This is a genomic window from Bradyrhizobium sp. 31Argb, from assembly GCF_043638955.1.
Lineage (GTDB): Bacteria > Pseudomonadota > Alphaproteobacteria > Rhizobiales > Xanthobacteraceae > Bradyrhizobium.
On the sequence record NZ_JBEGDB010000123.1, the window covers coordinates 1 to 23,159 of the forward strand.

21 protein-coding genes and 1 pseudogene are annotated in these 23,159 nt (G+C 62.4%); 13 read left to right on the top strand and 9 right to left on the bottom strand.

Translation table 11 applies throughout. The annotated features are described in order from the left end of the window. Positions 1–190 precede the first annotated feature (190 nt). The 3 genes from AAFX91_RS22730 to AAFX91_RS22740 all read right to left on the bottom strand — a co-directional run bounded on the left by AAFX91_RS22730 (position 191) and on the right by AAFX91_RS22740 (position 1,175). Entirely contained in the window at positions 191–439 is a 249-nt protein-coding gene (locus tag AAFX91_RS22730; RefSeq protein WP_130582240.1) for a hypothetical protein, read from the bottom strand. 15 nt (positions 440–454) lie between these two features. Beyond that, positions 455–646, bottom strand: coding sequence for a hypothetical protein (locus AAFX91_RS22735; RefSeq protein ID WP_028167007.1), 192 nt, complete (start codon positions 644–646; stop codon positions 455–457). A gap of 322 nt (positions 647–968) precedes the next feature. Continuing rightward, on the bottom strand, positions 969–1,175 hold the full coding sequence (locus tag AAFX91_RS22740; protein ID WP_028167008.1) for a YdcH family protein: 207 nt from the start codon (positions 1,173–1,175) through the stop codon (positions 969–971). A 243-nt stretch (positions 1,176–1,418) separates the two neighbouring features. Between AAFX91_RS22740 and AAFX91_RS22745 the strand changes: the two genes are divergently transcribed. Next, positions 1,419–1,604: a YdcH family protein gene (locus tag AAFX91_RS22745; RefSeq protein ID WP_130582239.1), complete on the top strand. Its 186-nt coding sequence runs from the start codon at positions 1,419–1,421 to the stop codon at positions 1,602–1,604. An 87-nt stretch (positions 1,605–1,691) separates the two neighbouring features. Here the strand turns inward: AAFX91_RS22745 and AAFX91_RS22750 are convergent, their stop codons facing one another. Continuing rightward, on the bottom strand, positions 1,692–2,789 hold the full coding sequence (locus AAFX91_RS22750; protein WP_130582238.1) for an NAD(P)/FAD-dependent oxidoreductase: 1,098 nt from the start codon (positions 2,787–2,789) through the stop codon (positions 1,692–1,694). Between the two features lie 247 nt (positions 2,790–3,036). On the opposite strand from AAFX91_RS22750, the gene AAFX91_RS22755 reads away from it, so the two are divergent. The 7 genes and pseudogenes from AAFX91_RS22755 to AAFX91_RS22785 all read left to right on the top strand — a co-directional run bounded on the left by AAFX91_RS22755 (position 3,037) and on the right by AAFX91_RS22785 (position 11,494). After that, positions 3,037–5,727: an EAL domain-containing protein gene (locus AAFX91_RS22755; protein ID WP_394567957.1), complete on the top strand. Its 2,691-nt coding sequence runs from the start codon at positions 3,037–3,039 to the stop codon at positions 5,725–5,727. Positions 5,728–5,797: 70 nt separating this feature from the next. Continuing rightward, a pseudogene (locus AAFX91_RS22760) lies at positions 5,798–7,270 on the top strand (glycerol-3-phosphate dehydrogenase). A gap of 148 nt (positions 7,271–7,418) precedes the next feature. Next, positions 7,419–7,610, top strand: coding sequence for a hypothetical protein (locus AAFX91_RS22765; protein ID WP_394567958.1), 192 nt, complete (start codon positions 7,419–7,421; stop codon positions 7,608–7,610). A 203-nt stretch (positions 7,611–7,813) separates the two neighbouring features. Further along, positions 7,814–8,803: a Bug family tripartite tricarboxylate transporter substrate binding protein gene (locus tag AAFX91_RS22770; protein WP_394567959.1), complete on the top strand. Its 990-nt coding sequence runs from the start codon at positions 7,814–7,816 to the stop codon at positions 8,801–8,803. Positions 8,804–9,219: 416 nt separating this feature from the next. Then, positions 9,220–9,639, top strand: coding sequence for a CopG family transcriptional regulator (locus AAFX91_RS22775; RefSeq protein WP_282531136.1), 420 nt, complete (start codon positions 9,220–9,222; stop codon positions 9,637–9,639). Positions 9,640–9,644: 5 nt separating this feature from the next. After that, complete coding sequence (locus AAFX91_RS22780; RefSeq protein ID WP_394567964.1) at positions 9,645–10,829, top strand: alpha/beta hydrolase family esterase; 1,185 nt, start codon at positions 9,645–9,647, stop codon at positions 10,827–10,829. 443 nt (positions 10,830–11,272) lie between these two features. Then, positions 11,273–11,494 (top strand): DUF3606 domain-containing protein, encoded by a 222-nt coding sequence (locus AAFX91_RS22785; RefSeq protein ID WP_130582143.1) that lies wholly within the window; start codon positions 11,273–11,275, stop codon positions 11,492–11,494. A 228-nt stretch (positions 11,495–11,722) separates the two neighbouring features. On the opposite strand, the gene AAFX91_RS22790 is transcribed toward AAFX91_RS22785, so the two are convergent. Further along, positions 11,723–13,030 carry a tetratricopeptide repeat protein gene (locus AAFX91_RS22790; RefSeq protein WP_394567960.1) on the bottom strand — a complete coding sequence of 436 codons (1,308 nt, stop codon included), beginning with the start codon at positions 13,028–13,030 and terminating at the stop codon, positions 11,723–11,725. Between the two features lie 134 nt (positions 13,031–13,164). Between AAFX91_RS22790 and AAFX91_RS22795 the strand changes: the two genes are divergently transcribed. The 3 genes from AAFX91_RS22795 to AAFX91_RS22805 are packed head-to-tail and all read left to right on the top strand — an operon-like array spanning position 13,165 to position 16,063. After that, complete coding sequence (locus AAFX91_RS22795; protein WP_130582142.1) at positions 13,165–14,337, top strand: ABC transporter ATP-binding protein; 1,173 nt, start codon at positions 13,165–13,167, stop codon at positions 14,335–14,337. Next, a complete protein-coding gene (locus AAFX91_RS22800; RefSeq protein WP_130582141.1) occupies positions 14,334–15,248 on the top strand; it encodes an ABC transporter permease in 915 nt (304 codons plus the stop codon). Before AAFX91_RS22795 ends, AAFX91_RS22800 begins: the two co-directional genes overlap by 4 nt. Next, positions 15,248–16,063, top strand: coding sequence for an ABC transporter permease (locus tag AAFX91_RS22805; protein ID WP_394567961.1), 816 nt, complete (start codon positions 15,248–15,250; stop codon positions 16,061–16,063). The genes AAFX91_RS22800 and AAFX91_RS22805 overlap by 1 nt, the downstream gene beginning before the upstream one ends. Positions 16,064–16,067: 4 nt before the next feature. Here the strand turns inward: AAFX91_RS22805 and AAFX91_RS22810 are convergent, their stop codons facing one another. From AAFX91_RS22810 to AAFX91_RS22825, 4 genes are all read right to left on the bottom strand, one after another. After that, entirely contained in the window at positions 16,068–16,919 is an 852-nt protein-coding gene (locus tag AAFX91_RS22810) for a carbohydrate ABC transporter permease (RefSeq protein WP_394567963.1), read from the bottom strand. Further along, entirely contained in the window at positions 16,916–17,785 is an 870-nt protein-coding gene (locus AAFX91_RS22815) for a carbohydrate ABC transporter permease (RefSeq protein WP_130582138.1), read from the bottom strand. The genes AAFX91_RS22810 and AAFX91_RS22815 overlap by 4 nt, the downstream gene beginning before the upstream one ends. A 178-nt stretch (positions 17,786–17,963) precedes the next feature. Next, positions 17,964–19,352 (bottom strand): ABC transporter substrate-binding protein, encoded by a 1,389-nt coding sequence (locus tag AAFX91_RS22820; protein WP_130582137.1) that lies wholly within the window; start codon positions 19,350–19,352, stop codon positions 17,964–17,966. A 138-nt stretch (positions 19,353–19,490) separates the two neighbouring features. Next, positions 19,491–21,440, bottom strand: a complete 1,950-nt coding sequence (locus AAFX91_RS22825; protein WP_130582136.1) for an AsmA family protein — start codon at positions 21,438–21,440, stop codon at positions 19,491–19,493. Positions 21,441–21,698: 258 nt separating this feature from the next. Here AAFX91_RS22825 and AAFX91_RS22830 point away from each other — a divergent pair, with 258 nt between their 5' ends. Beyond that, positions 21,699–22,406 (top strand): CoA transferase subunit A, encoded by a 708-nt coding sequence (locus tag AAFX91_RS22830; protein ID WP_028167022.1) that lies wholly within the window; start codon positions 21,699–21,701, stop codon positions 22,404–22,406. An 18-nt stretch (positions 22,407–22,424) separates the two neighbouring features. Continuing rightward, positions 22,425–23,075, top strand: coding sequence for a CoA transferase subunit B (locus tag AAFX91_RS22835; RefSeq protein WP_130582135.1), 651 nt, complete (start codon positions 22,425–22,427; stop codon positions 23,073–23,075). The last annotated feature ends 84 nt before the right edge of the window (positions 23,076–23,159 follow it).

Sequence of the window (23,159 nt, forward strand, 5' to 3'; positions counted from 1 at the left end):
AAGGCTTCCTCCTAAAAGAAAGCCTTGAATCACGTTCAATCTGATTTGAGAATCCCAAGAGTCCACACGGCCTAGAGTATTTTCGGTTCTGATTGAATCAGAACCGAAGCTCTAGATTCTTGTTTTGACGCGTTTTCCTCACGCGAACCGGTGTCCACTTCGCTCGAAAACGCTCTAATAGCGACCGCCTTCACAGGCCGAGATCGTCCGGCACATTGCCGAATTTCCGCAGCAGGTGCGCATCGCCGAATTCGCCGATCATGGGATCGCCGGTGCGGCTGAAAGCGACCGCGCCGATGCTGCCCGGCATCCGCGACATCATCTCGGCGCGCCGCAACGCGGTCGCGGCGCTCTGGCACTCCTCGGCATTGCCCGCGACCAATTCACCGCTGTCGTCCCGCACGAAAGGCAGCGCAACGTAATAGGTGATATCGGCCATCGGCGTGCTCCTTACCTACGCGGCGTCGTTCTTTGCCTGCGCGAAACAGGTCGCGAGCGCGTCCTGCAATTCCGCGACCTCGGTCTCGAGGAATTCGTTGGCCATGATCAGCGCCTTGATGGTGCTGCGCAGATTGCCGTCGCACATCGCGATCGCCTGATCGCAGGCCACCTCGTAGCGGTTGTTGTCGGAGAACACTGACGGCATGGGCATGGCGATAATCCTTCCGGTTCTGGCTGGCGGCAGCGGTAATGTTCTTATTTTGTTCTAGTGGAGTCAAGAGGGCGGAAGCGCCTCGCGGGCGGCTTGTGACCGATCGCGCCAAGCGCCTGTGGATGTCTGCCTGTGGATGTCGGGGACAGCTAGTCAACATGCGCTGACAGCAAAGCCAGGCGCAAATTCTCTCGTCTCGTTATTCCGGGGCGCGCAAAGCGCGAGCCCGGAATCCATTTCACCACTTGCACGCGCGGCCCGATGGATTCTCGTCCTTCGGACGCCCCGGAATGACGAAGTGGAGAAAACCAACACGTCACGCGATGATGTCGGGCGTGATCTGATCCTCGATGAAGGCGATGCGATCGCGCAAGTGCAGCTTGCGCTTCTTGAGCCGCTGGACCATCAGCAGATCCGGAGCTGGCGACTGATGCAGCGCGTCGATGGCCGCGTCGAGATCGCGGTGCTCCTGCTGCAGCCGTGCAAGCTCTGCGTGGAGTTCGCGCTCATCTTCGTCGGTCATGGCTGTGCACTAAAAAATAAGCACGGTGAGGTTGTGGACGGATCGCTCGGTATCCGCGTGCCGAAATATCCTCCCTCCACGCTCGCCGCGCAAGTTAAGACGGTTCCATACGCACGTTCTGTTACAGATAAATTCGAAAATGTCGCAGCGCTGATTCGCAATCCCCGTCGACAGATAGTCTGGCTGGTGTACACTTTGTTGTCCTGATCGAAATTGAGGTTAACCTGCCGAGGAGATTTCGTAATGGCGATACAGGCGCATCTGGTCGAACTGGAACGCAAGCACAAAATTCTCGAAAGCGAACTACACGAAGCGCTCCTGCACCTATCTACAGACGATCTGCAAATCACCGAACTCAAGCGCCGCAAATTGATGGTCAAGGACGAGATCGAACGGTTGAAACAATCCGTCGGCGAGACCTTCCACTAGCCAGTCCCCCGGTAACATATCGCAACGTACACCACTTCAGGCCGGATGGGCGCCGAAGCGCTCATCCGTGGCAGATGTTGCGACTGCTCACACGAATTCGCCGACGTAATCGGCGATCGCGAGCGACGACGTCAGGCCGGGCGATTCGATACCAAACAGATTGATCAATCCAGTGACGCCGTGATCGCGCGGCCCCTGGATCAGGAAATCCTGCGTCGCCACCGCCGGCGGGACAATCTTCGGCCGGATCCCGGAATAACTTGGCATCAGCGCCCCGTCCGGCAGTCCGGGCCAATATTTGCGGATTGCCGGATAGAAGCGGTCCGCGCGCGCCGGATCGACGGCGTAGTCGATGCTCTCCACCCATTCCACATCCGGGCCGAAGCGGGCCTGCCCGGCCATGTCCAGGGTGAGGTGCACGCCGAGCCCGCCGGGCTCGGGCACCGGGTAGATCAGCCGCGAAAACGGCGCCCGCGCGCTGCAACTGAAATAGTTTCCCTTGGCGAGATAGGCGCATGGGATCAATTCGAGCGGCATGCCCTCGATGCCGCGCGCGACCGCCGGCGCCCCGAGCCCTGCGGCATTGACCAGCAGGTCGCATGCCAGCGTCATCGGTGCCTCGCCGCCGGCCTCGATCTCGATCCGGCCGGCGGCCGCCTTGGCGCGGAGCAGCGGGGTATGGAACGCGAATGCCGCGCCGGCGGCCTCCGCATCGCCCCTCAGCGCCAGCATATAGGCGTGGCTGTCGATGATCCCGGTGGACGGCGACAGCAGCGCGGCGTCGCAATTCAACGCTGGCTCCATCGCGCGGGCGGCTTCGCCCGAAAGCAGCTCCATGTCGAGTACGCCATTGGCCTCGGCATGGGCGCGGATCGATTGCAGCTTTTCGGTCTCTTTCGGCGTGGTCGCGACGATCAGCTTGCCGCAATTGCGATAGGGGACGCCGTGCTCCTTGCAATAGCGGTAAAGCGAATGCTTGCCGCTGACGCACATCCGCGCCATCAGGCTGCCGGCCCGGTAGTAGATGCCGGCATGGATCACCTCGCTGTTACGCGAGGAGGTCACGGTGCCGATCCCCTCGGCGGCTTCCAGCACGATCACCTCGCGCCCTGCTTGCGCGAGGCGGCGTGCGACGGCAAGCCCGATCACACCCGCTCCGATGACGACGCAATCAACTCTGTCCATGGATCCTTCAAGTCCGGGAATCGGCGCGAATAGGGTTCTGCTTGTTGTTGTCCATCCGAGCCTTGGTAGCAACGCCCCGGATGGCCTCGAAATAGGCCTCGTGGCGCACCGGCATTAGTGCGGCATTAATCATGTCAGGGCAATTGCCCTAAATTAAGTCACATTTTGCGGTTGCATCGCGCGGCGTTTACCCGATCCAAACTGCCAAGGCCAGACACTGTAATGCGGAAATCCGCAAGGTGACGGAATGGCTGGCAAGAAAGGGCAGGCAGGCGGGAGGAATCTGATTCCGGCGCTCGTCGTCGTGTGCCTTGTCGCCGCCATTGCGTCGGCCGGACTGGCTCTCGCTGCGTCAGCCGGCTTTGTCCCATCGAGCGATATCGGTTCGCTTGCGCCCGACCTGGTCTGGGAGCTCCTGATCGGCGGCACCGTCGTCGCCTCCTTCCTGGGCGCGGTCACGCTCTCGGTGCTTTCGGCGCTGCGAAGGGTGCAGCGCGTACAACTCCGGCGCAATGCCTTCGTCAGCTCCGCCCTCAACCATCTGAACCAGGGCGTGGTGATGACCGATGCGCAAAAGCGGATCGTGTTCTGCAACGATCGCTATCTCGAGATCTATGGCCTGTCGCGCTCCGACATACCGCGCAACATGACCGGGCCCGAACTGCTGAAAATGCGCTACCGGCGCGGCTTGATGGATGTCACGCCTGCGGAGTTCTATATCCGGGCCGCCAACCCCGAGGGGATGGTGACGGAATTGCCCAACGGCAAGTCGGTCGTGGTCCGGCATTTCGGGCTGCCCAATGGCGGATCGATCGCGACGCACGAAGACTGCACCGGCCAGCGGCAACTGTCGCGCAAGCTCGCGTCCACCACCCAATTCCTGGAATCGGTGCTCGACAACGTACCAGTCTGCGTGGCCGCGAAAAACATCGAGGACGGCCGTTACATCTTCGCGAACCGCGCCTTCGAGCGGTTCTCGCGCTTCTCGCGCGATCGCATCGTCGGCAACCGCGCCGACGAGATCTTTAGTCCCGAGACCGCCGCCAGCATCGCGGCCGCGGACAAGGCGGCGCTGGAGGCGCCGGAAGGCTTTTTCCGCAACGAGTTCTGGGTCGAGCGTGGCTCGGAGCGGCGCATTCTCGCCTCCAACCGCGTGATCGCGCGCAACGAGAACGGCGAGCCGGAATTCCTGATCGCGCTGTTCGATGACGTCACCGACCGCCGTTCGCTGTCGCGGGAATTGGAGAACGCCAAGAAGTTCCTCGAGCTCGTGGTCGACAACATTCCGGTCTCGCTGATCGTCGAACGCGTCAGCGACGGCCGATATTTGCTCGCCAACCGTTCGGCCGAGACCATCCTCAACCGCCGGCGCGAGGATGCCACCGGGCTGACGGCAACGGACATCTTCAATCCGCGCGAGGCCAAGCTGATCATCGCGCGCGACGAGGCCGCGATCAAGAAACGCGGCCTGCTGACCGAGGAGCATCCGATCTCGACCAAGGACGGCTTGCGGCTGTTCCTGACCCGCCGCATGACCGTGCTCGACGAGCATGGCGAGCCGCAATACCTGATCAAGACGCATGAGGACGTCACCGACCGGCGCCAGACAGAATCGCGCATGGCCCACATGGCCTATCACGACGGTTTGACCGATTTGCCGAACCGCGCCGCTTTCCTGCAGGCGCTGGCGCAGATGATCGAGGCCTGCGGCGGCACCGACGAGGAATTCGCCGTGCTTTGCGTCGACCTCGATGGCCTGAAAGAGATCAACGACGTGTTTGGCCATGCGATCGGCGACAAATTGCTGATCGAAGTGGCCCGGCGCCTGCAGACCTCGGCGTGCGGCGGCGTGGTCGCACGCCTCTCCGGCGACGAGTTCGGCCTGATCATCGACGGCAAGCAGCCGGCCGCCGGCATCGTCCTGGCCGAGCAGGTGGCGGAGGCGCTCGCCCAGGAATTCCTAATCGACGGCAAATCGGTCCGCACCGGCGTCACCGCCGGCATCTCGGTATTCCCGCACAATGGCGCGGATGCCGCCTCGCTGCTCGCCAATGCCGGCGCGGCGCTGTTCCGCGCGAAGGCGAAATCGCGGGGCACGATTTCGATCTACGAGCCGGAAATGGACCAGCAGATCCGCGACCGGCGCGTGCTGCATCAGGACCTCTCCGCCGCGATCAGGAACGGCGAATTGTCGCTCTACTACCAGCCGCTGGCTGCGGCGGGCGCTACGGTGGCCGAGAGCGCGGTGATCGGTTTCGAGGCCCTGGCGCGCTGGCAGCATCCGGTGCGCGGCTTCGTCTCGCCGGCGGATTTCATTCCGCTTGCGGAAGAAGGCGGCCTGATCGTCGAGATGGGCGAATGGATCCTGCGCGAGGCCTGCCGCGAGGCGGCCTCCTGGAAGCAGCCGCTGCAGATCGCGGTCAACCTCTCGCCGGCGCAGTTCATGCACGGCGATCTGGTCGGTCTCGTGCATTCGATCCTGCTCGAAACCGGCTTGCGGCCAGACAGGCTCGAGCTCGAAATCACCGAGGGCGTGCTGATCGAGGATTTCGATCGCGGCCTGGCGCTGCTCAGGCGGCTGAAGGCGCTCGGCGTGCGCATCTCGATGGACGATTTCGGCAGCGGCTACTCCTCGCTGAGCTATCTGCAGGCGTTCCCCTTCGACAAGATCAAGATCGACCGCGCCTTCGTCATCAATCTCGGCCGCAACCCGCAATCGGCGGCGATCGTCCGCGCCGTCATCGATCTCGGTCACGGCCTGCAGATGTCGATCGTCGCCGAGGGCGTGGAAACCGAGGAGCAGCTCGGCTTCCTGGCAAAGGAGGGGTGCGACGCGGTGCAGGGCTATCTGATCGGCAAGCCGGCGCCGGTCGGCCAGTATGCGGCGTTGGTCGGCAACGGCGGCAATGTCGTGGAGCTGGTCCGCAAGACCGGGTAGGTCTTGTTGGACGGGTTTTCTTCACCCGAGCCTGTATCTCCTTCACGTGAGAACGCTATGACCTTCCGGCATGGCGGATTACGATCTCGCGATCATCGGCGGCGGCTTGAACGGTGTCAGCATTGCGCGCGACGCTGTGGGACGCGGCCTGCGCGTGGTCCTGCTGGAGCAGGGCGATCTCGGCGGCGGCGCCTCCTCGGCCTCGCCGCGGCTGATCCATGGCGACCTCGCTGGCTTGCAACGCTGCAATTTCTTCCGCGTCCGCGCCGCGCTGAAGGAGCGTGAGGTCTGGCTCAGGATCGCGCCGCATCTGGTGCGGCCGATGCGCTTTGCGATTCCCGCCCTTGCCGAGGAGCGCCCGGAATGGCAGTTGCGCTCATGGCTGCTGCTCTACGACCGGTTGGCATCGCGCACCGGTCTTCCGGCATCGACGACCGTCGACATCTCGCACCATCCGATCGGCGACGCGCTGAAGCGGCCGTTCGGCATCGCCTTTGAATATTCGGATTGCGTGGTCGATGACAGCAGGCTCGTGGCCCTGCTGGCGCTCGATGCGGCCGAGCGGGGCGCCGCCATCCATACCGGCGCCCGCGTCGCCCGCGGCGAGCGCGGCGAAACCTGGCGGCTGATCGCGATCGATCGCGGCTATCGCCGGGTGATCACCGCGCGCTCGCTGGTCAACGCGAGCGGTGCCTGGACGGCCTCTGTCGCCGAAACCGTGCTGCGCGTTCCAACCCTCGCGCTTTCGATGGTGCAGATGAGCCAGATCGTGGTCCGGCGGCTGTTCGACAACGACAATGTCTACGTGTTCCAGAACGGCGATGGACGGCTGATCTTCGCCAGCCCCTATGCCGGCGATTTCACGCTGATCGGGACGGTCTCGCGACCGTTCAAGGGCGATCCCGCCATCGTTGCGATGAGCGCAACGGATATCACCTACCTCTGTGAGGCGGCCAACCGCTATTTCCGCCAGCGGATCGAGCCCGTCGACGTGGTGCGGCCGATCTCCGGCGCCAATATGGCGATAGGCGCGGCGGGCGGCCGGTTGCGGGACGGCGGGATGAAGTTTGATTTCAAGCGCGGCAAGGCGCCGCTGATCACTGTCTTCGGCGGTGACGTCACCACCTCGCGGCTGCGCGCGGAAAAGGCTGTCTCCGAACTGAGGCGGTTCTATCCGATGTCGCCGCGCTGGACCGCCAAGGCGCAGCTGCCGGGCGGCGATTTTGCCTTTGGCCGGTTCGAGACCGAGGTCGATATCATCAGGGATCGCTGGCGTTTCCTGAGCGAGCAAGAGGCGAGGCGGCTGCTTGGTGCCTACGGGTTGAGGGTTGAAGCGATCTTTGGGAATGCCAAGGCGAAATCCGACCTCGGTCCCTCCTTTGGGCCGGAGCTGACCGGCGCCGAGGTGCGCTATCTGATGGCAAGAGAGTGGGCGCGGTTCCCGGACGATATCTTGTGACGCCGCTCCAAGCTCGGCCTGACCATGCCGCCGGCGGATCGCGACGCGCTCGCAGCGCTCATGGCGAACGCGGCTTTGAACTAGGTGTATGTCCATAAAGCGAGACATGCCCGCCGGCATGGGCGTGCTGTCGTCGCGGCCGCTTAGGCCAGTCTTAACCATCGGACGCCTTTTGCTTTTTTGCCGAAGACCTCCCGCGGTAGTCTTGCAATTGATCAGTGGGGAGGATGCCATGGATCAGCGGGATTGGAGCCGTGTCGAGCAGGAACTCGGCGAGCTGGTGCCAAAGGTGAACGCGTCCCTGGACCAGCAGCCTGCTCCAGCGCAGAGCAGTTTGGCAAATAGGGACTCGACGGAGGCAATCCTCGAGCAGATCGCCAAGGCCCTCGAAAGCGACGGAATCGTCGGCAGGAAAAGCCCCTGAACTTCGACTTCCGACTCGATCTGATGTGTGCGAGCGACCAGACGACTCGGCGCGCCCTGGCAATGCCAGCTTCTGAAAAGGATCAAAGCGGACGTTCGTAAACGTTCGCTTCTGACGCGCCTCTGCGCCAATCTGTCCCGTCTTTCGCCCCTGGCCGAGGTCGGACGATGCGATACCCTGATGAAAAATTCAGGGAGGGAGCCATGTCAGCGAAACTTGATCGCCGTCACTTCATTGCTGCCGGTACGACAGCGGCGGCGATGCCGTTCCTCTTGCGCAGGGCCGCCGCGCAGGAGGCGTGGCCGTCGCGGCAAATCCGTATGATCTGCAGCTATCCGGCGGGTGGGCAGACCGACCTGCTCGCGCGCGCATTCGGCGAATTCATCTCCAGGCAGGTGGGAAAGACTGTCGTCATAGAGAACAGAGCGGGGGCCTCGGGCTCCATAGGCGCCGCGGAAGTCACGCGCGCGGACCCAGATGGCCACACGATCCTGTGCTCCATCTCGACCACCTACGTGATGAACAGAGTGATGATGAAGAACCCCGGCTACGACATGGACAACGACCTGACGCTCGTCAGCATTATCCCGGGTGCTGGGCTGCTGCTGGTCGCAAGCCCGAAGGCTGGCGTCAAGACGTTGGATGAATTCGTCGCTTTCGCGCGCAAGAGCGGCAAGGTGAACTTCGGCACCTATAGCGCGGGCTCGGCCCCGCACATGACGATCAATGAGCTCAACAAACAATATGGTCTCAACATCGAGCCGATCCACTACCGAGGCGAAGCGCCAATGTGGACGGGGCTGGCGGAAGGCACGCTCGATGTCGCGATGGGCAGCTACACCGCCGCGCAATCCGTCCTGCAGAGTCATCGCGGAGTTGTGTTCGCGGTGCATTCGAAGAAGGTCGACGCGATCCCGAACGTCAAGACTTTACCTGAGCAAGGCGCGAGAGCGAAATTCTTCACGGTGAGCGGGTTCACGGGCTGGGCGTTGCCGAAGGCGACGCCACAGCCGATCGTCGATCGGTTGGCGGAACTCTGCGTGGCAGCCAATAGCGATTCGAAAGTGAAGGAAGTTCTCAGCACTTTCGTGCTCGAACCAGCGCTCGGCTTCAAGGACAGCAACGCTTTGTATCAGCGGGAATTGCCGGTTTGGATGGAGAGCGCGCAAGCGCTCGGCTTGGAACCATCCTAGACTAAACCGGAGATCTTCTGGCCGACAGGCCAGCCCGCAACTCGGACCGAAGAAGCCCCATCGTCGTTCGCGGCTTTTTGTTGAAGAGGCAGCAAAGAGAATGTCCGGATTTGGCCCGACGCGGACCTCACGGCATATCCGCTGTTGCGCCGCTCTCGGAGGCGAGCGTGCTGAAGAGTACATCGCCCGGGTGCCATCGTTGGATCAACCGATCGCCTGAGAGCGCGACGTCACCATTGGCGCTATCCCACGAGTGACCTATTGCCGGCAAACAACCTGGATCGAGTTATTCGAGCTGTACGCGGATACACCAGGCCCCGCCAAAGGCAGATACTTTCTTGAGGGCGAGCCCCTTGAATACTCCGAGTTGACATCCAAGTACCATCCATACGGATGTCATATGGATGGAAAAAGCTATGTCGAACAATGTCCGCGAACTCCGGCCGAAGCAGCCAGATAGCGAGAAAATCACGATCAATCTGGGTTATGTCGACCTTGGGCAGGTCGACCTCATGGTCCAGGAAGGGTTCTACTCGAACCGAACCGATTTCATTCGCACAGCCATCCGCAACCAACTCGAACGTCATGCGGATGTGGTCAAACAGTCGACTGCTCGGAAAAGCCTGGACCTCGGTCTACGGAATTACAGCCGTGAGGATCTCGAAACGGTCCGACGCGCCGGCGAGATGCTGCACATCAATGTTCTGGGCCTTGCGACAATCGCCCAAGACGTCACACCCGAGCTTGCTCGCGCCACGATTGCTTCGGTCTCCGTGCTTGGCGCTCTCCATGCCACTCCGGCGGTCAAAGCCGCGCTCACCGACAGGACGCGGTGATGGCGATGCTCAGACAGGACATCATTCGCGAAGCCACACGTCTCACGCGCGCGGGCCGACTCGTCGAGGCGACGGCACTTCTCCAGCAAATGCTTTGCGGTGAACGAGCGCCGGATGCGACATTCCGCACCGACCCCATCGCCCTCCCAGGAGGTGCACCGTTAATTATAGATGCGAAAGCAAATTGGGTTGAAGAAACGGAGAGCCCGCAGTCAGCGCGGAGCACATCCGCTCAACCGCGCAAGGTCCGCGCGTCGTCAAATCGCACAAACAGTTTCGTTGGGCTCCCATTGCGGCGCGCAATAAAGCGCGCTCCGCCGTCCATGCGCGACATCGTGCCGGAGGGCGCGAGATTTATCGACGGCAGCTATAGCAATCCTGCGGGAAGTCGTGCCTACAGGCTCTTCATTCCGAGCCGGTATCACGGGCAGCCCATTCCGTTGATCGTCATGCTCCACGGTTGCACCCAGTCGCCAGAAGATTTCGCCGCCGGCACGAGAATGAATTTCATCGCAGAAGCACAACCTTGCTTTGTGGTCTATCCCGCGCAGCGTAGCGAAGCAAATCACGCGAAATGCTGGAATTGGTTTCGCACAACCGACCAGCAGCGTGGCACAGGGGAGCCCTCGCTTATCGCGGGGATCACGCGCCAAATCATGCGGGAGTACTCAGTTGATCAAATGCGTGTCTACGTGGCTGGATTATCAGCCGGAGCGGCCGCAGCGGTCATCATGGGAGCAACATATAACGATCTATATGCGGCCGTGGGTGTACATTCTGGCCTTGCATGTGGTGCCGCCACCGACCTTCCCTCTGCGCTCCTCGCCATGCGACAAGGCGGCGGCTTTAACCATCGGACGGGTTCGACCGACCCTGTTCCGACCATTGTTTTTCACGGCGATCGCGACAGTACAGTGCACCCAAAGAACGGCGATCAAGTTATTGAGCAGTTCATCAATGCGGTGAGCACGGAAAGAAACGTTCATCGTGGGCAGGTGGCTGGAGGTCACGCCTATACTCGCACCGTCCATAGCGACGCCAGAGGGCGCCACGTCCTTGAGCACTGGAGCATCCACGGAGCCGGACACGCATGGTCGGGGGGAAGCTCCGCGGGCTCCTACACTGATCCGCGAGGACCGGACGCAACAAGAGAAATGCTGCGTTTTTTCCTCGAGCATTCGCTGCCGTAATATTGACAGATCAGAGATAGTCCGTTTCTGGCCCTAATGCGAAGTACGGCGTAGCTCTGAAATCGTCTGCTTATCGGGGTAGACTGGAAGACACGGACCGCCCCTTAAACCCGGCGCTTTCGATCCACAATGGATTTACTTCGGAAGCGCCGAATGACGAGGTTGGCGGCCTCACGGAATATGTCCGGGGCAAGCTGCGAGCAGCCCACAAAGCCGAAAACGATAGACGGAAAGTAAGAGGCTCCAATGCTGCGGCAGCCTATAACCGGTCTCTGCTCGACAGTCAGATATTTCCAAATACGGCGGAACGTTGGTCCATGCCATAGGTTTTCTCAACGGAGACGGAATCTTCACGAGGAGTGGGACAGTCACCATCGCGACCAGGCGGCGTAACGCCCGCCTAGTCGCGGTTCAACCGTATCCTTCATCGCGAGTGAACCACAATGAATAGGCGCAAGCCCACCTATTTCCGTAATGCGTTGGATTTGAGAGATAAAGTCCAGGTCAAGGTCTTGCGCAAGCGCCTCAAGCTCTCGGACGAACAGTTCGCCAGTATAGTTCGGAAGTCTGGAAATTCGATTTCGGCCATCACGAAGGAGGCCACTCGCGCCACTTCAGCGAACCCGAGCGAACCGCCAGCAGTTGCCGTTTTTGTTACTGTTTAGTCGCGGCACAAGATAATCCCAATCCTGACGCCGAACCAGGAAGACGCGAGGCGTCTTGACTGTAGGAGGAGTTAACCTGGATCAATTCACGAGGATCCCAATCCACCTGTGGCCCAAAGCCCACGTGCTGAAGGCCGGTCGGGATGTCTGCTTCGGAGTATAGTGCGGATATCGCCAAGTCCATGGGTTCCGGATTTACAATTACAGGCTCTAGCTGAAGGCCCTGTCTCAACCTGTCTCGCGCGACCATGCTTCGTCGCGGCGGGACGGCCGCCGATGCAGGCGATCGGCGATCAGCTTTGTCGCCTTCTCGCCTCGCCTCGCGCGAAGACAGGCGACGATGAACGTGTCCTCCCAAAGCTCGCGCTGGGCGTGGCTGCCGCCGATCCGCACCAGTTCGGGCATCAACGGCCCGAGGATGCGGACGGCGCCGTCGTTGTCGGCTGACGCGAATGCCTGGATGCCGCGGCAAAGACCGATCGCGGAAGCGCCGGGCGCCAGCTTGCCCTCGGCGCGCCGTGCCTCCATTTCCGCAAGCCGTGTCTCCAGCGCGCCGCCGTTGCTCGCCGCGACCGCCAAGGCGTGGTGGACGTCGGCAAAATGCGCGCCGGCTTTCGGGAAGAATTTCTCGCCGTAGGCGGTGACTTCCTGCCAATGCGATTCAAGCCCGGTCCTTCCCGCCAGCGAGAGCCGCCACAGCAATGAGGTGGTGTCCGTCAGAATGTTCAGCGGCGGATAGGGCCGCCCCTGCGGTCTGATATGCCGTTCGTAGATGTCGAGCGCGCCGCCAGTATCGCCGTCCTCGAGCGCGATCAGTGCCAGGTGCCAGGCAAGGTGTCCCTGCAAGAAGCTTACCCGGTCGTGGGCCGGCAGCCAGCCGGACAGGAAGGCACGGCCTTGCGTCGGATCACCCTGCTCGAACAGCGCATGCGACAGGGCATGGGCCGCGCTGGCGTTTGCAGGATTCATCCAATAGGCGCGCTCGGTGGTATCGCGGCCGGTGACGACGTCGCCCGCCTCGGTTTGCGACCAGCCGAGATAGGTCAGGAACCACCAGTCCTCGCCATAATCGGCGGCGTAGCGCTGGCAAATCGAAAGCCGCGCCGCGTCGTGGTCGGCGCGCCCTGAGAAAGCGTAGAGGCCGAAGGCGCCGAGCAGCAGCGACAGGATCAGCGCGTCGCGCGGAAATTCCGCGAGGTGCTGTTCGGCAGCTTGCAATGCCTGCCTGGTCTGGCTTTCGACCACCGAGGCTACGATCTCGACATGCTGCTGCTCGCGCCGGCTCGCGGTCGCGGCCAATTGCCGGGCTATTGCCGCCTTGTCGCGGGCCGCCGCGCCTTCCATGTTGATCTGATGGACGCGGGCACGCGCCACATGCGCCAGTGCGAAATCGGGATCCTCGGCGATGGCCGCATCAAAAGCCGCATCCGCGCCGTGCCAGGCCGCAAGGATACAGTCGATGCCATCACGGTAGAGCGCCGCAGCGCGATCGGAAGCGGTCGTCAGCGGCAGGTCGTAGCGGTCCTGGTTCATCATTCGTCCTCCTGACGTGAAGGCGAAATCTAGCAGAGGCGGCTGTGACAACAATATTGCGGAAGACGCCGCGTGAAGCGGTTGAGCCAGTGGCGATCCGCCGCTAGCTTGCGGTCACGATCGGGCTAAAGGGAATCATGGCTGAGGAACTGGCGAAGACGGCAAATAATTCGACGACGGAAGACACTGCGCCGCGGAGGGCGACCGACATGCCGCTGCTGCGCATCGAGGGCGTGACGAAAAGGTTCGGCAACTTCACCGCGGTCAATCAGCTCTCACTCGACATCCGCGCCGGTGAGTTCTTCGCCCTGCTTGGCCCGAGCGGCTGCGGCAAAACCACGCTGTTGCGCATGCTGGCGGGTTTCGAGACCCCGGACGAGGGACGCCTCCTGCTTGCTGGTCGCGACATCGCGCAGGTGATGCCGCATGAGCGGCCCGTCAATATGATGTTCCAGAACTATGCGCTGTTTCCGCATCTCTCGGTGCGTGACAACATCGCATTCGGCCTGCGGCGCGCTGGCATGGCGCGCGGCGAGATCGCCGCCCGCGTCGCCGAGATGGTGGCGCTCGTCAAGCTCGAAGGGATGGAGAAACGCAAGCCCGACCAGCTTTCCGGCGGACAGCGGCAGCGCGTGGCCTTGGCGCGCTCGCTGGCACGCCGGCCGCAGGTGCTGCTGCTCGACGAGCCCTTGGCCGCGCTCGACAAGAAACTGCGGGAGAGCACGCAGGCAGAATTGATGGAATTGCAGCGCCGCCTTGGCATGACCTTCATCATCGTCACCCACGACCAGGAAGAGGCGATGACGATGGCGAGCCGGATCGGCGTGATGGACACAGGCCGCCTGGCGCAGGTCGCGACGCCGCGCGACCTCTATGAGGCGCCAGCCTCACGCTGGGTCGCCGAGTTCGTCGGCGACGTCAATCTGTTCGAGGGGCAGGTCATCTCCCGCGAGCAGGGCAGGCTGAAGGTCACGACGCGCGAGGCAGGGATCATCACCGTGACCGAACCGCGCCAGCCGGTGACGAAAGAGATCGTCACCGTCGCGATCCGGCCCGAGAAGATCAAATTATCGCGGCGCGGATTGGCGTCGAGTGCCGACGCGTTGCAAGCGATCAATCGGTTCGAGGGCGAGGTTGCGGAGATCAACTATCTCGGCGGCCTCACCGCCTACAGGATCAGGCTCGACAATGGCGCCGTGGTGCGCTCCGTGATGGCCAATACCGCGCGGCTTGACGTGGACGGCTATGGCTCGAGCGAGCGCGTGGCCGCCTGGTTCGCGCCTGACGACGGTGTGGTGCTCGAGCAATGAGCACGCGCCGTATCTTTGCCCGTCCGGCGCGCTATGCCGCCATCGCGCCATATCTTTGGATGGCGCTGTTTTTCCTGGTACCGTTCGGCTTTGTGCTGAAGATCAGCCTGTCGCAGACCGCGATCGCGCAGCCGCCCTATACGCCGGTGTTCGACCTCAGCGAGGGATGGGAAGCGTTCAAGGGCGCGTTCGAACAGTTATCGCTGGAAAATTACCGGCTGCTGATTTCTGACAATCTCTACATCCTGTCCTATCTGCGTAGCCTCGTCGTCGCCATAACCTCGACGCTGATTCTGCTCGTGATCGGCTATCCCATCGCCTACGGCATGGCGCGGCTGCCGCAGCGCTGGCAGGGCATCGCGATGATCCTGGTCATCGTGCCGTTCTGGACCTCGTTCCTAATCCGCATCTATGCCTGGATCAACATCTTGCAGCATGACGGTTTGCTCAATCGGATCCTGCTCGCATTGCATCTGGTGTCCAAGCCGGTTGTCTGGCTCTCGACAGACACCGCGATGTATATCGGCATCGTCTATTCCTATCTGCCGTTCATGATCCTGCCGCTCTACGCCACGCTCGCGAAGATGGACCGCGCGCTGCTGGAAGCCGCCGAAGATCTGGGCGCCTCGCCGCGGAAGGCCTTCTGGCTCGTGACGTTTCCGCTGTCACTGCCGGGCGTCGGGGCAGGGGTATTGCTCTGCTTCATTCCGATCGTCGGCGAGTTCGTGATCCCCGATCTCCTCGCCGGCTCCAATTCGTTGATGATCGGCCAGACGCTCTGGCTCGAATTCTTCACCAATAAGGATTGGCCGGTGGCCTCCGCCGTCGCGATTGCGCTGTTGCTGCTGCTGGTGCCGCCCCTCGTGCTCTATGACCGGCTGCAGCGCCGGCAGGTCGAGGGCCGACGCTGATGGCGCATACCGTGAACCGACTTTCGCGCTTCAACATGACCGCGCTGGCGCTCGGGCTTGCGTTCCTTTACCTGCCGATCGTGATCCTCGTGATCTTTTCGTTCAATGCGTCGCGGCTGGTGAACGTGTGGGGCGGCTGGTCGCTGCGCTGGTACATCGAGTTCTTCAACGACCGCGCCATGCTCGAAGCTGCCTGGATGAGCCTGCGCGTTGCCGCGGTTTCCGCCACATTTGCGACGCTGCTCGGCACGCTCGCGGCCATAGGCCTGGCGCGCGGCGAACGCTTTGCTGGGCGGGCGCTATTCTCCGGCATGCTCTATTCGCCGCTGGTGATGCCGGAGGTGATCTCGGGCCTGTCGCTGCTCCTGCTGTTTGTGGCGCTGAACGCCGAGCGCGGCTTCTGGACGGTGACCATCGCGCACACCACGCTGACCATGTGCTTCGTCACCGTGGTGGTGCAGTCACGCCTTGCTTCGCTTGACCGCAGTCTGGAGGAGGCCGCGATGGACCTTGGCTGCAATCCGGTGAAGGCGTTCCTGATGGTGACGCTGCCGCTGATCATCCCCGCCATTGTCGCGGGCTGGATGCTCGCCTTCACGCTGTCGCTCGACGACGTCGTGATCGCAAGCTTCACCACCGGTCCCGGCTCGGCGACGCTGCCGATCCGGATTTATTCGGAGGTGCGGCTCGGGGTGAAGCCGGAGATCAACGCGATCTGCACGCTGGTGATCGCATTGATCGCCGTGCTGATCGTGGCCGCGTCGTTCGCCTCGAAACTGTCGAGCTCTCAGGGCGAGAGCGCCGCGCCGCTGTGAGCAGTCACGACTTCACCGCGCCCGCGGTGAGGCCGCCGACCATGTAGCGCCTGAAGGCGTAGTAGATGGCGGCCGGCGGCAGCGCATAGATCAAGCCGGTGGTCATCAACAGCTCCCACGGCGAGTCATCGGCGGCAAGGAAGTTGCCGAGCGCGACGGGAAGCGTGATATCGGTGTCCTTCGACAGCAGCAGGAACGCGTAGAGATATTCGTTCCAGGCCAGCAGGATCGCGTAGGTGCCGACCGCGACCAGCGAGGGCATCATCAGAGGCACATAGACCAGGCGGAACAATTGCAGCGTGGTCGCGCCATCCATGGTCGCGGCTTCGTCGAGCTCGACCGGCAATTTGTCGGAAGCCTGCTTCAGCACCCAGATCGCGTAGGGCGAAGCGATCGTCACCATCGCCAGGATCAGCGACCAGTGACTGTTGAGCAATCCGTAATTGCCCATGGTGCGGTACATCGGCACGGCCAGGAACGCCGCCGGGATGAAATAAGTGAACAGCGCCAGGTTCATCATCGCGCGGCCGCCGGGCGCGCGCAATCGCGAGATCGAGAATGCCGCTGTGGTGGCGATGAATAGCGTCAGCGCCCCGGTCGCCAGCGCGATCACGGTTGAATTCCCGAACTGCATCCAGAAGTCACGCAGGAAGTAATGCTGCTGGCGGAACACGATCTCGAAATTGTGCAGCGTCGGATGATCGGGCCAAAGCTTGCCGGAGAACGCGTCCTCCTTCGGCGAGATCGCGAACAGGAACATGTGATAGATCGGCACCAACGTCCAGATCAGGACGGGGATGCCGATCAGGAGCAGCTTGGCCTCGGTGCCGATCTCGCGCAGGGTAGGGAGCTTCATCGCGACAACCGTTTCATCATGAAATAGACGAGTGGCAGCACCAGCGGCAGCGCGCAAACGATCGAGGCCATCGCCAGATTGAGCTGGTCGAGCCGGAGATAGCGGATGCCGAGCGTGGACAGCACATGGGTGAGGTCGGCCGGCCCGCCGCCGGTCAAGAGATAGACGCTGTTGAAGTCGCCGAGCGTCCAGATCATCGAGAGCAGCGTGCAGGTGATGTACAGCGTCTGCATCGACGGCCAGGTGATGTAGCGGAATTTTTGCCAAAAGCTCGCGCCGTCGACGGCTGCGGCCTCGAACAGGTCGTTGGAGATGGCAAGCCGCCCGGTCATCAGGATCAGCGTCCAGAACGGCAGCGACTTCCAGATGTGCACGCCGATCGCCATGGTCAGTGCCACCGTGGGATCGTTGAGCCAGTTCGGACCGTCATCGCCGGTCAAGCTGAAGATGATGTGATTGACCACGCCCCATTCCGGATTGAGCATGAAGCGTACCGACAGGATGGTCGGGATCGACGGCACCGCCCAGGGCAGGATGAACAGCACCGACAGCCACCTGATCCAGGCGCGCTGCTGGACGAAGAAGCCCGACAAAAACAGCGCGATCAGCATTTTGACGTTGATGCCGATGACGAGGAAGATCAGCGTGTTGACCGCGGCCCGCGCGAAGATCGGGTCGTTATAGAGCTCGACATAGCTTTGCGGATGGCGTGCGAGCCATAGCCCGTAACCGACGGGATAGAGCACGAAGGCCAGGAACACGAGCAGATAGGGCGCCAGCAGCAGGATGCCCCAGACTTGCGGCGTCGACAGCCGCGCCGACAGCGGCGGGCGCGGGATCGCATGATCGGAAAGCGTGATCGCCATTACTCATCCCTGTCGATTTCGTACACCTCGCCCCGCCTGCGGGGAGAGGTCGGATCGCATCGCAAGATGCGATCCGGGTGAGGGGACTCTCCGCGTACTCATATGTTTCGAGCCAGCGGAGAAAGCCCCTCACCCCGACCCTCTCCCCGCGAAGAGCGGGGAGAGGGAGAAGCGGGTGTCAGCCCGCGACCTGCTTGATGCGGGCGATCAGTTCGTCGACGGCCTTGTCCACCGGCACCTTCTCGCTGACGACGCGGTTCATGGCCTTGGCCCAGACGTTCTCGTTGTTCAGGATCGTGAACTTGTAGTTCTTGGTGAAGTCGAACGGCGTGGTGCCGCCGGTGAACTGGGTGTAGACCGCCTTGCGATGCCGGTCGGCCTGCCAGAACGGGCTCTTCTGGCCGGCGACCGTGACCGGGAACCAGCGGCCGAGCGCACCTTCGACATAGGGGCCGAGATTCTCTTCCTGCAGCAGGAATTTGACGAACTCCTTGCCCTCGGCCTTGTTCTTGGCCGCGGTGAAGATCACGCCGGTCTTGACGTCGGAGCGGTACTTGATCGGGTTGCCGTCCGGCTTGTTCGGGAAGGACGCCGTGACGATGGTTTCCTCATAGGCCTTCTTGCCGGCGGCGCGCTGCTCCGGCGTCAGTGCCTGGTTGTTCGAATCCTCGAACCATTTCGCCGCGATCGAGATCGTGAAGTTGTGGGTCATCACGATGGTCTTGTTGTGGAAGGCGACGTTGTTGTCCGGGTCCTTCCAGGTCGTCGAGGAGGGTGGCGTGCAGCCCTTGATGTAGGTGTCGGTGTAATCCTTGAGCGCGTGGATCAGCCCGTCGCGCACCTTGGGATCGTCGACCAGGAGCTTGCCGTCGTCGTCGACGAGCTTGACGTCATAGGCGTCCATGAAGGTGTAGAACGACTGGAACGAGTCGGTCGATTCCACGCCCATCGGCTGACCGACGCCGTAGATGCGGTTGCCGGTCGCCTTGCGGATCGCCGGCTGCACCTTGTCGCACCAGAACGACCAGTAATCCGCCCATTTGGTCGGGATATCGCTCGGCTTGAAGCCGGCCTGCTGCAGCATGTCGCCCCAGATCTGGACGTGCATGCTCTGCTGCTTCAGTGGGAAGCCGTAATAGCCCTTCTTCTTGGTCTGGTCGTTATAGAGGTAGGCGGTTTCCAGCGTGTTCGGGGCGAAGGCCGATTTCATCGGCAGCAGGATGTCGGAGAGGTCCTCGAGCTTGCCTTCGAACGCCCATTTGCCGCCGGCCTGCACGTCATACGTATCGGAATAGGCGACGTCGGGCACGGTGCCGGAATCGAGCGCGGCCACCGTCTTCGGGATCATGTCCTGGATCGCGTATTGCGAAAGTTCGACCTTGATGCCGGTCTTGGCTTCGAATTTCTTGATCGCCTCGAGGAGCGCGTCATCCTCGGATTTGTAGAAGCCCTTGCCCCACCAGACCGTGATCTTCTTCTCCTGCGCCATTGCCGGCGCGGTCGCGTGGATCAGCCCGATGGCGGCGACCGCGAAAGAAAGCACAGCAATACCCAACTTGGATTTCACGTTGTTCTCCCTGTCTTGATGCCGGTTTTTTTAACCGGTTGGATAAAAGACTAGCGCATGGCCGCGGCCTGATCCAGATGGCGCGTCGGAATCTTGGTCGCACGGTTCGCCTTTGAACCACGACGAAAGTCTGAAGGTTCAATTCGGCTTGGCGTTCTCGGCCGCCGTCGGCGCTCTTGTCGGGGATTCCGCGGCATCGGCAGGCGGCTGCCGCGCGCCGCCGGTGAGGCGCTCGATCACCGAGCGCACGGTGTCGCCCGTCTTGCGGTCCTTCACCGCCTTGAGCAACTGCGACGATGCCGGCGAGCGGCGGATCAGGCTTTCCGGATCCGGGAAGACCAAAGGATCGTCCCACGGCCCCTGCACCACGAACGGCAGGTCAAAACCGTTGCTGCCGCTCGGCGCCGAATTCAGGCTGGCGACGCCCTTCAGATCGTATTCCCGCGACGGCACCGAGGCGGTGCCGGTCAGCGTGATCTTGGCCGCAGGTCCTTCGAGGCGGATGTTCTCGGCGGTGGCGACGCCATCATTGAACCGCACGGCAATCGTCAGATTGTCGTAAGGCGTCGAGCCCGAGCGGAAATTGCCGCCGCCGGACAGAGGCCGCCGCTCCAGCCGCTTCAGGAGCTGCTCGATATTGAAGCCCGCGATCGCGCCATCATGACCGCTCAGCGTCGCGGTGCCATCGAGCGATTGCGCAAGCCCGAACGGACTGGAGCCGGAGGCCGTCAGCGCGACGTTGAGATTGCCGCGGCCGGTGAGCTTGCTGACGCCGAACAATTCGCTGGCGCAGGCCTGCAGGTCGACATCGGTGAACTCGAGCTGCGCCTTCACATCGGCGATGGCATCCGAGCGCGCGATCCCGAGCGAGCCCTTAGCGATGCCGCCATACATCTGCGCTTCCGCGACGGAGAGCGCCAGCGTGCCGCCGCGCAAATTGGCGCCGAGCGCGGTGCGCCCGAGTCTGGTCGAGCCGACCGTCACCCGCGCTGCCGACAGCCGCATGTCGAGGTCGGTGGCGGAGAGCGCGTTCAGATCGAACAACTGCCGGTTCCAGTCGCGCTGGCCGCCGGCGAGCAGGCGGAAGGTCGAGACATAAGGCGTGAAATCGAGGTTGCCTGCGGCGAGCGTCGCCTGCAGCGTCTGCCTGCCATTGTTGGCAAAGGTCATCACGCCCTCGGCGACATTGCCGTCGAGCTCGACATTGACATTGGTGAGCGCCACCGAGCCGCCGACAAGATTGGTGCGCGCCTTCAGCGTGAAGCGGCCGAACCCGCCGCTGCCAGGCGGGGCCTGTCCCATCCAGCGCAGCGCGTTGCGCAAGGACACGCTGTCGATGGTGGCGTTGCCCTCCATCATCAGGCTGGTCCGGTTGGCGACCGTGCCGTCGAAGGCGAGCTTGAGCGGCGCACTGGCAAGCCGCGCCTTCAGCCCCGAGCGGTCGCCCGACAACAGCGCGATGAAGTCGCTGGCGCTGATCGAGCCGTCGACGCGCTCGCCGCGCCAGTCGAACTGCCCGGTTGCGGCAAAGGAACGCGAGATCGATGGCCAGGCCAGCGACAGGTCGATATCGCCGAGCTGCTCCCTGACATGGTTGTTCTCATCCTCGTAATTGAGGATGCCGTCCTGGATGCGGATCTCCGAGAACGACATCTGGTTCTCGGCACCGGGCTTCATCGCGCGTGCGATCGTGTCGATGAACGGCGTCCAGTTGCTGTCGCCCTTGCCGTCCCTGATGACATGGATATGCGGCCGCAGCATCATGACGTCGGCGATCTCGAACCGCCGCAGCAACAGCGGCAGCAGGCGCAGATTGGCGGTGAGCACGTCGACCTGCAGCGCGGGGTCGATGGTGCCGCCGCCCTTCAGCCCGACATCATGGAACGAGACATAGCTGCCGGGGAACACCGACACATCGATATGGCCGTTGACGACGAGGTCGAGCCCGGTGACGGCGCGAATCTGCGCCTCCACCGCCTGCTGCAGGGCGTCCCGGTTCAGAAACCAGGATGTCCCGATCAGGCCAAGCAGCGCGAGGCCGAAAAACGCCGCAATCGGCATCCCCAGGCGCTTCATTCCTTGGGCCATCGTCAGTGACATATCCAGGTCGGGTTGAGGTGATCGGATATTCGAATAAAACGGGCGGCGCACCGGGCGCCCCTGCCAAGCCACGCAACTTGAAGGGTTTTCTTGACGCTTTCAAGGCCATCGTCGAGGTTGTAGGCAGGTGAGATGGCCAAAACGGGGCGTCATTGACGCATTGCGAAGATTTCGCCTAATAATCCCGGTCTGTAACGGCCGTCCGCGCCCTCGGGCTGCCAATGCCCCTCCATCAGGTCCTCTTCCATGAACAAGGTCTATCCCGACGCCAAATCGGCACTCGACGGCATCCTTAAGGACGGCATGATGATCATGTCGGGCGGCTTCGGCCTCTGCGGCATCGCCGAAACCCTCTCCGATGCCATCAGGGACTCCGGGGTCAAGAACCTGACGGTGGTCTCCAATAATGCCGGCGTCGACGGTATCGGGCTGAGCCGGCTCTTGGAGACGCGGCAGATCAAGAAGATGATTTCCTCCTATGTCGGCGAGAACAAGCTGTTCGCCCAGCAATATCTCGCCGGCGAGCTCGAGCTCGAATTCAATCCGCAGGGCACGCTGGCCGAGCGCATCCGCGCCGGCGGCGCCGGGATTCCGGCCTTCTACACCAAGACCGGTGTCGGCACGCTGATTGCCGAGGGCAAGGAAGTGAAGGAATTCGACGGCGAGAAATACATCATGGAGCGCGGCCTGTTCGCCGACCTTGCCATTATCCACGCCTGGAAGGGCGACACTGCCGGGAACCTGGTCTATCGCAAGACCGCGCGCAACTTTAACCCGATGATGGCGACGGCCGCGAAGATCACGGTGGCCGAGGTCGAGCATCTGGTTCCGGCCGGCGAGATCGATCCCGATCACATCCACACGCCAGGCATTTTCGTGAAACGCATCGTCGAGGTCGGCACGGGCAAGAAGCGGATCGAGTTCCGCAACACCCGCCCGCGCCCCGCAGCCTAAATTTAGCAGGAGAGTCCCATGGCCTGGACCCGTGAACAGATGGCGGCGCGCGCTGCGAAAGAGCTGCGCGACGGCTATTACGTCAACCTCGGTATCGGCATCCCGACGCTGGTTTCGAACTACATCCCCGAGGGGATCGACGTCAGCCTGCAGAGCGAGAACGGCATGCTCGGCATGGGTCCGTTCCCCTATGAGGGCGAGGAGGACGCCGACCTCATCAACGCCGGCAAGCAGACGGTGAGCGAATTGCCGTCGACCAGCTATTTCTCCAGCGCCGACTCCTTCGGCATGGTGCGCGGCGGTCATATCGACCTTTCGATCCTCGGCGCGATGCAGGTGGCCCAGAATGGTGATCTCGCCAACTGGATGATCCCCGGCAAGATGGTGAAGGGCATGGGAGGCGCCATGGACCTCGTCGCCGGCGTCAAGCGCGTCGTCGTGGTGATGGAGCATTCCGCCAAGGACGGCGCGAAGCTGCTGAAGCAATGCTCGCTGCCGCTGACCGGCGAACGTGTGGTCGACATGGTCGTCACTGATCTGGCCGTCTTCACCATCGACAAGCACGGCAAGGACGGCATGGCGCTGGTCGAACTCGCCGACGGCGTCACGCTCGACGAGGTCAAGTCCAAGACCGAAGCCGAGTTTCGGGTGGCGCTGAAGAACACGTGACGATGGTTGAGCAACCGGCGACATGGGTAACACTTCAAACCGACGACATGGGTAACACAATTCTCGTTTCGTTCAGGTCTGCTG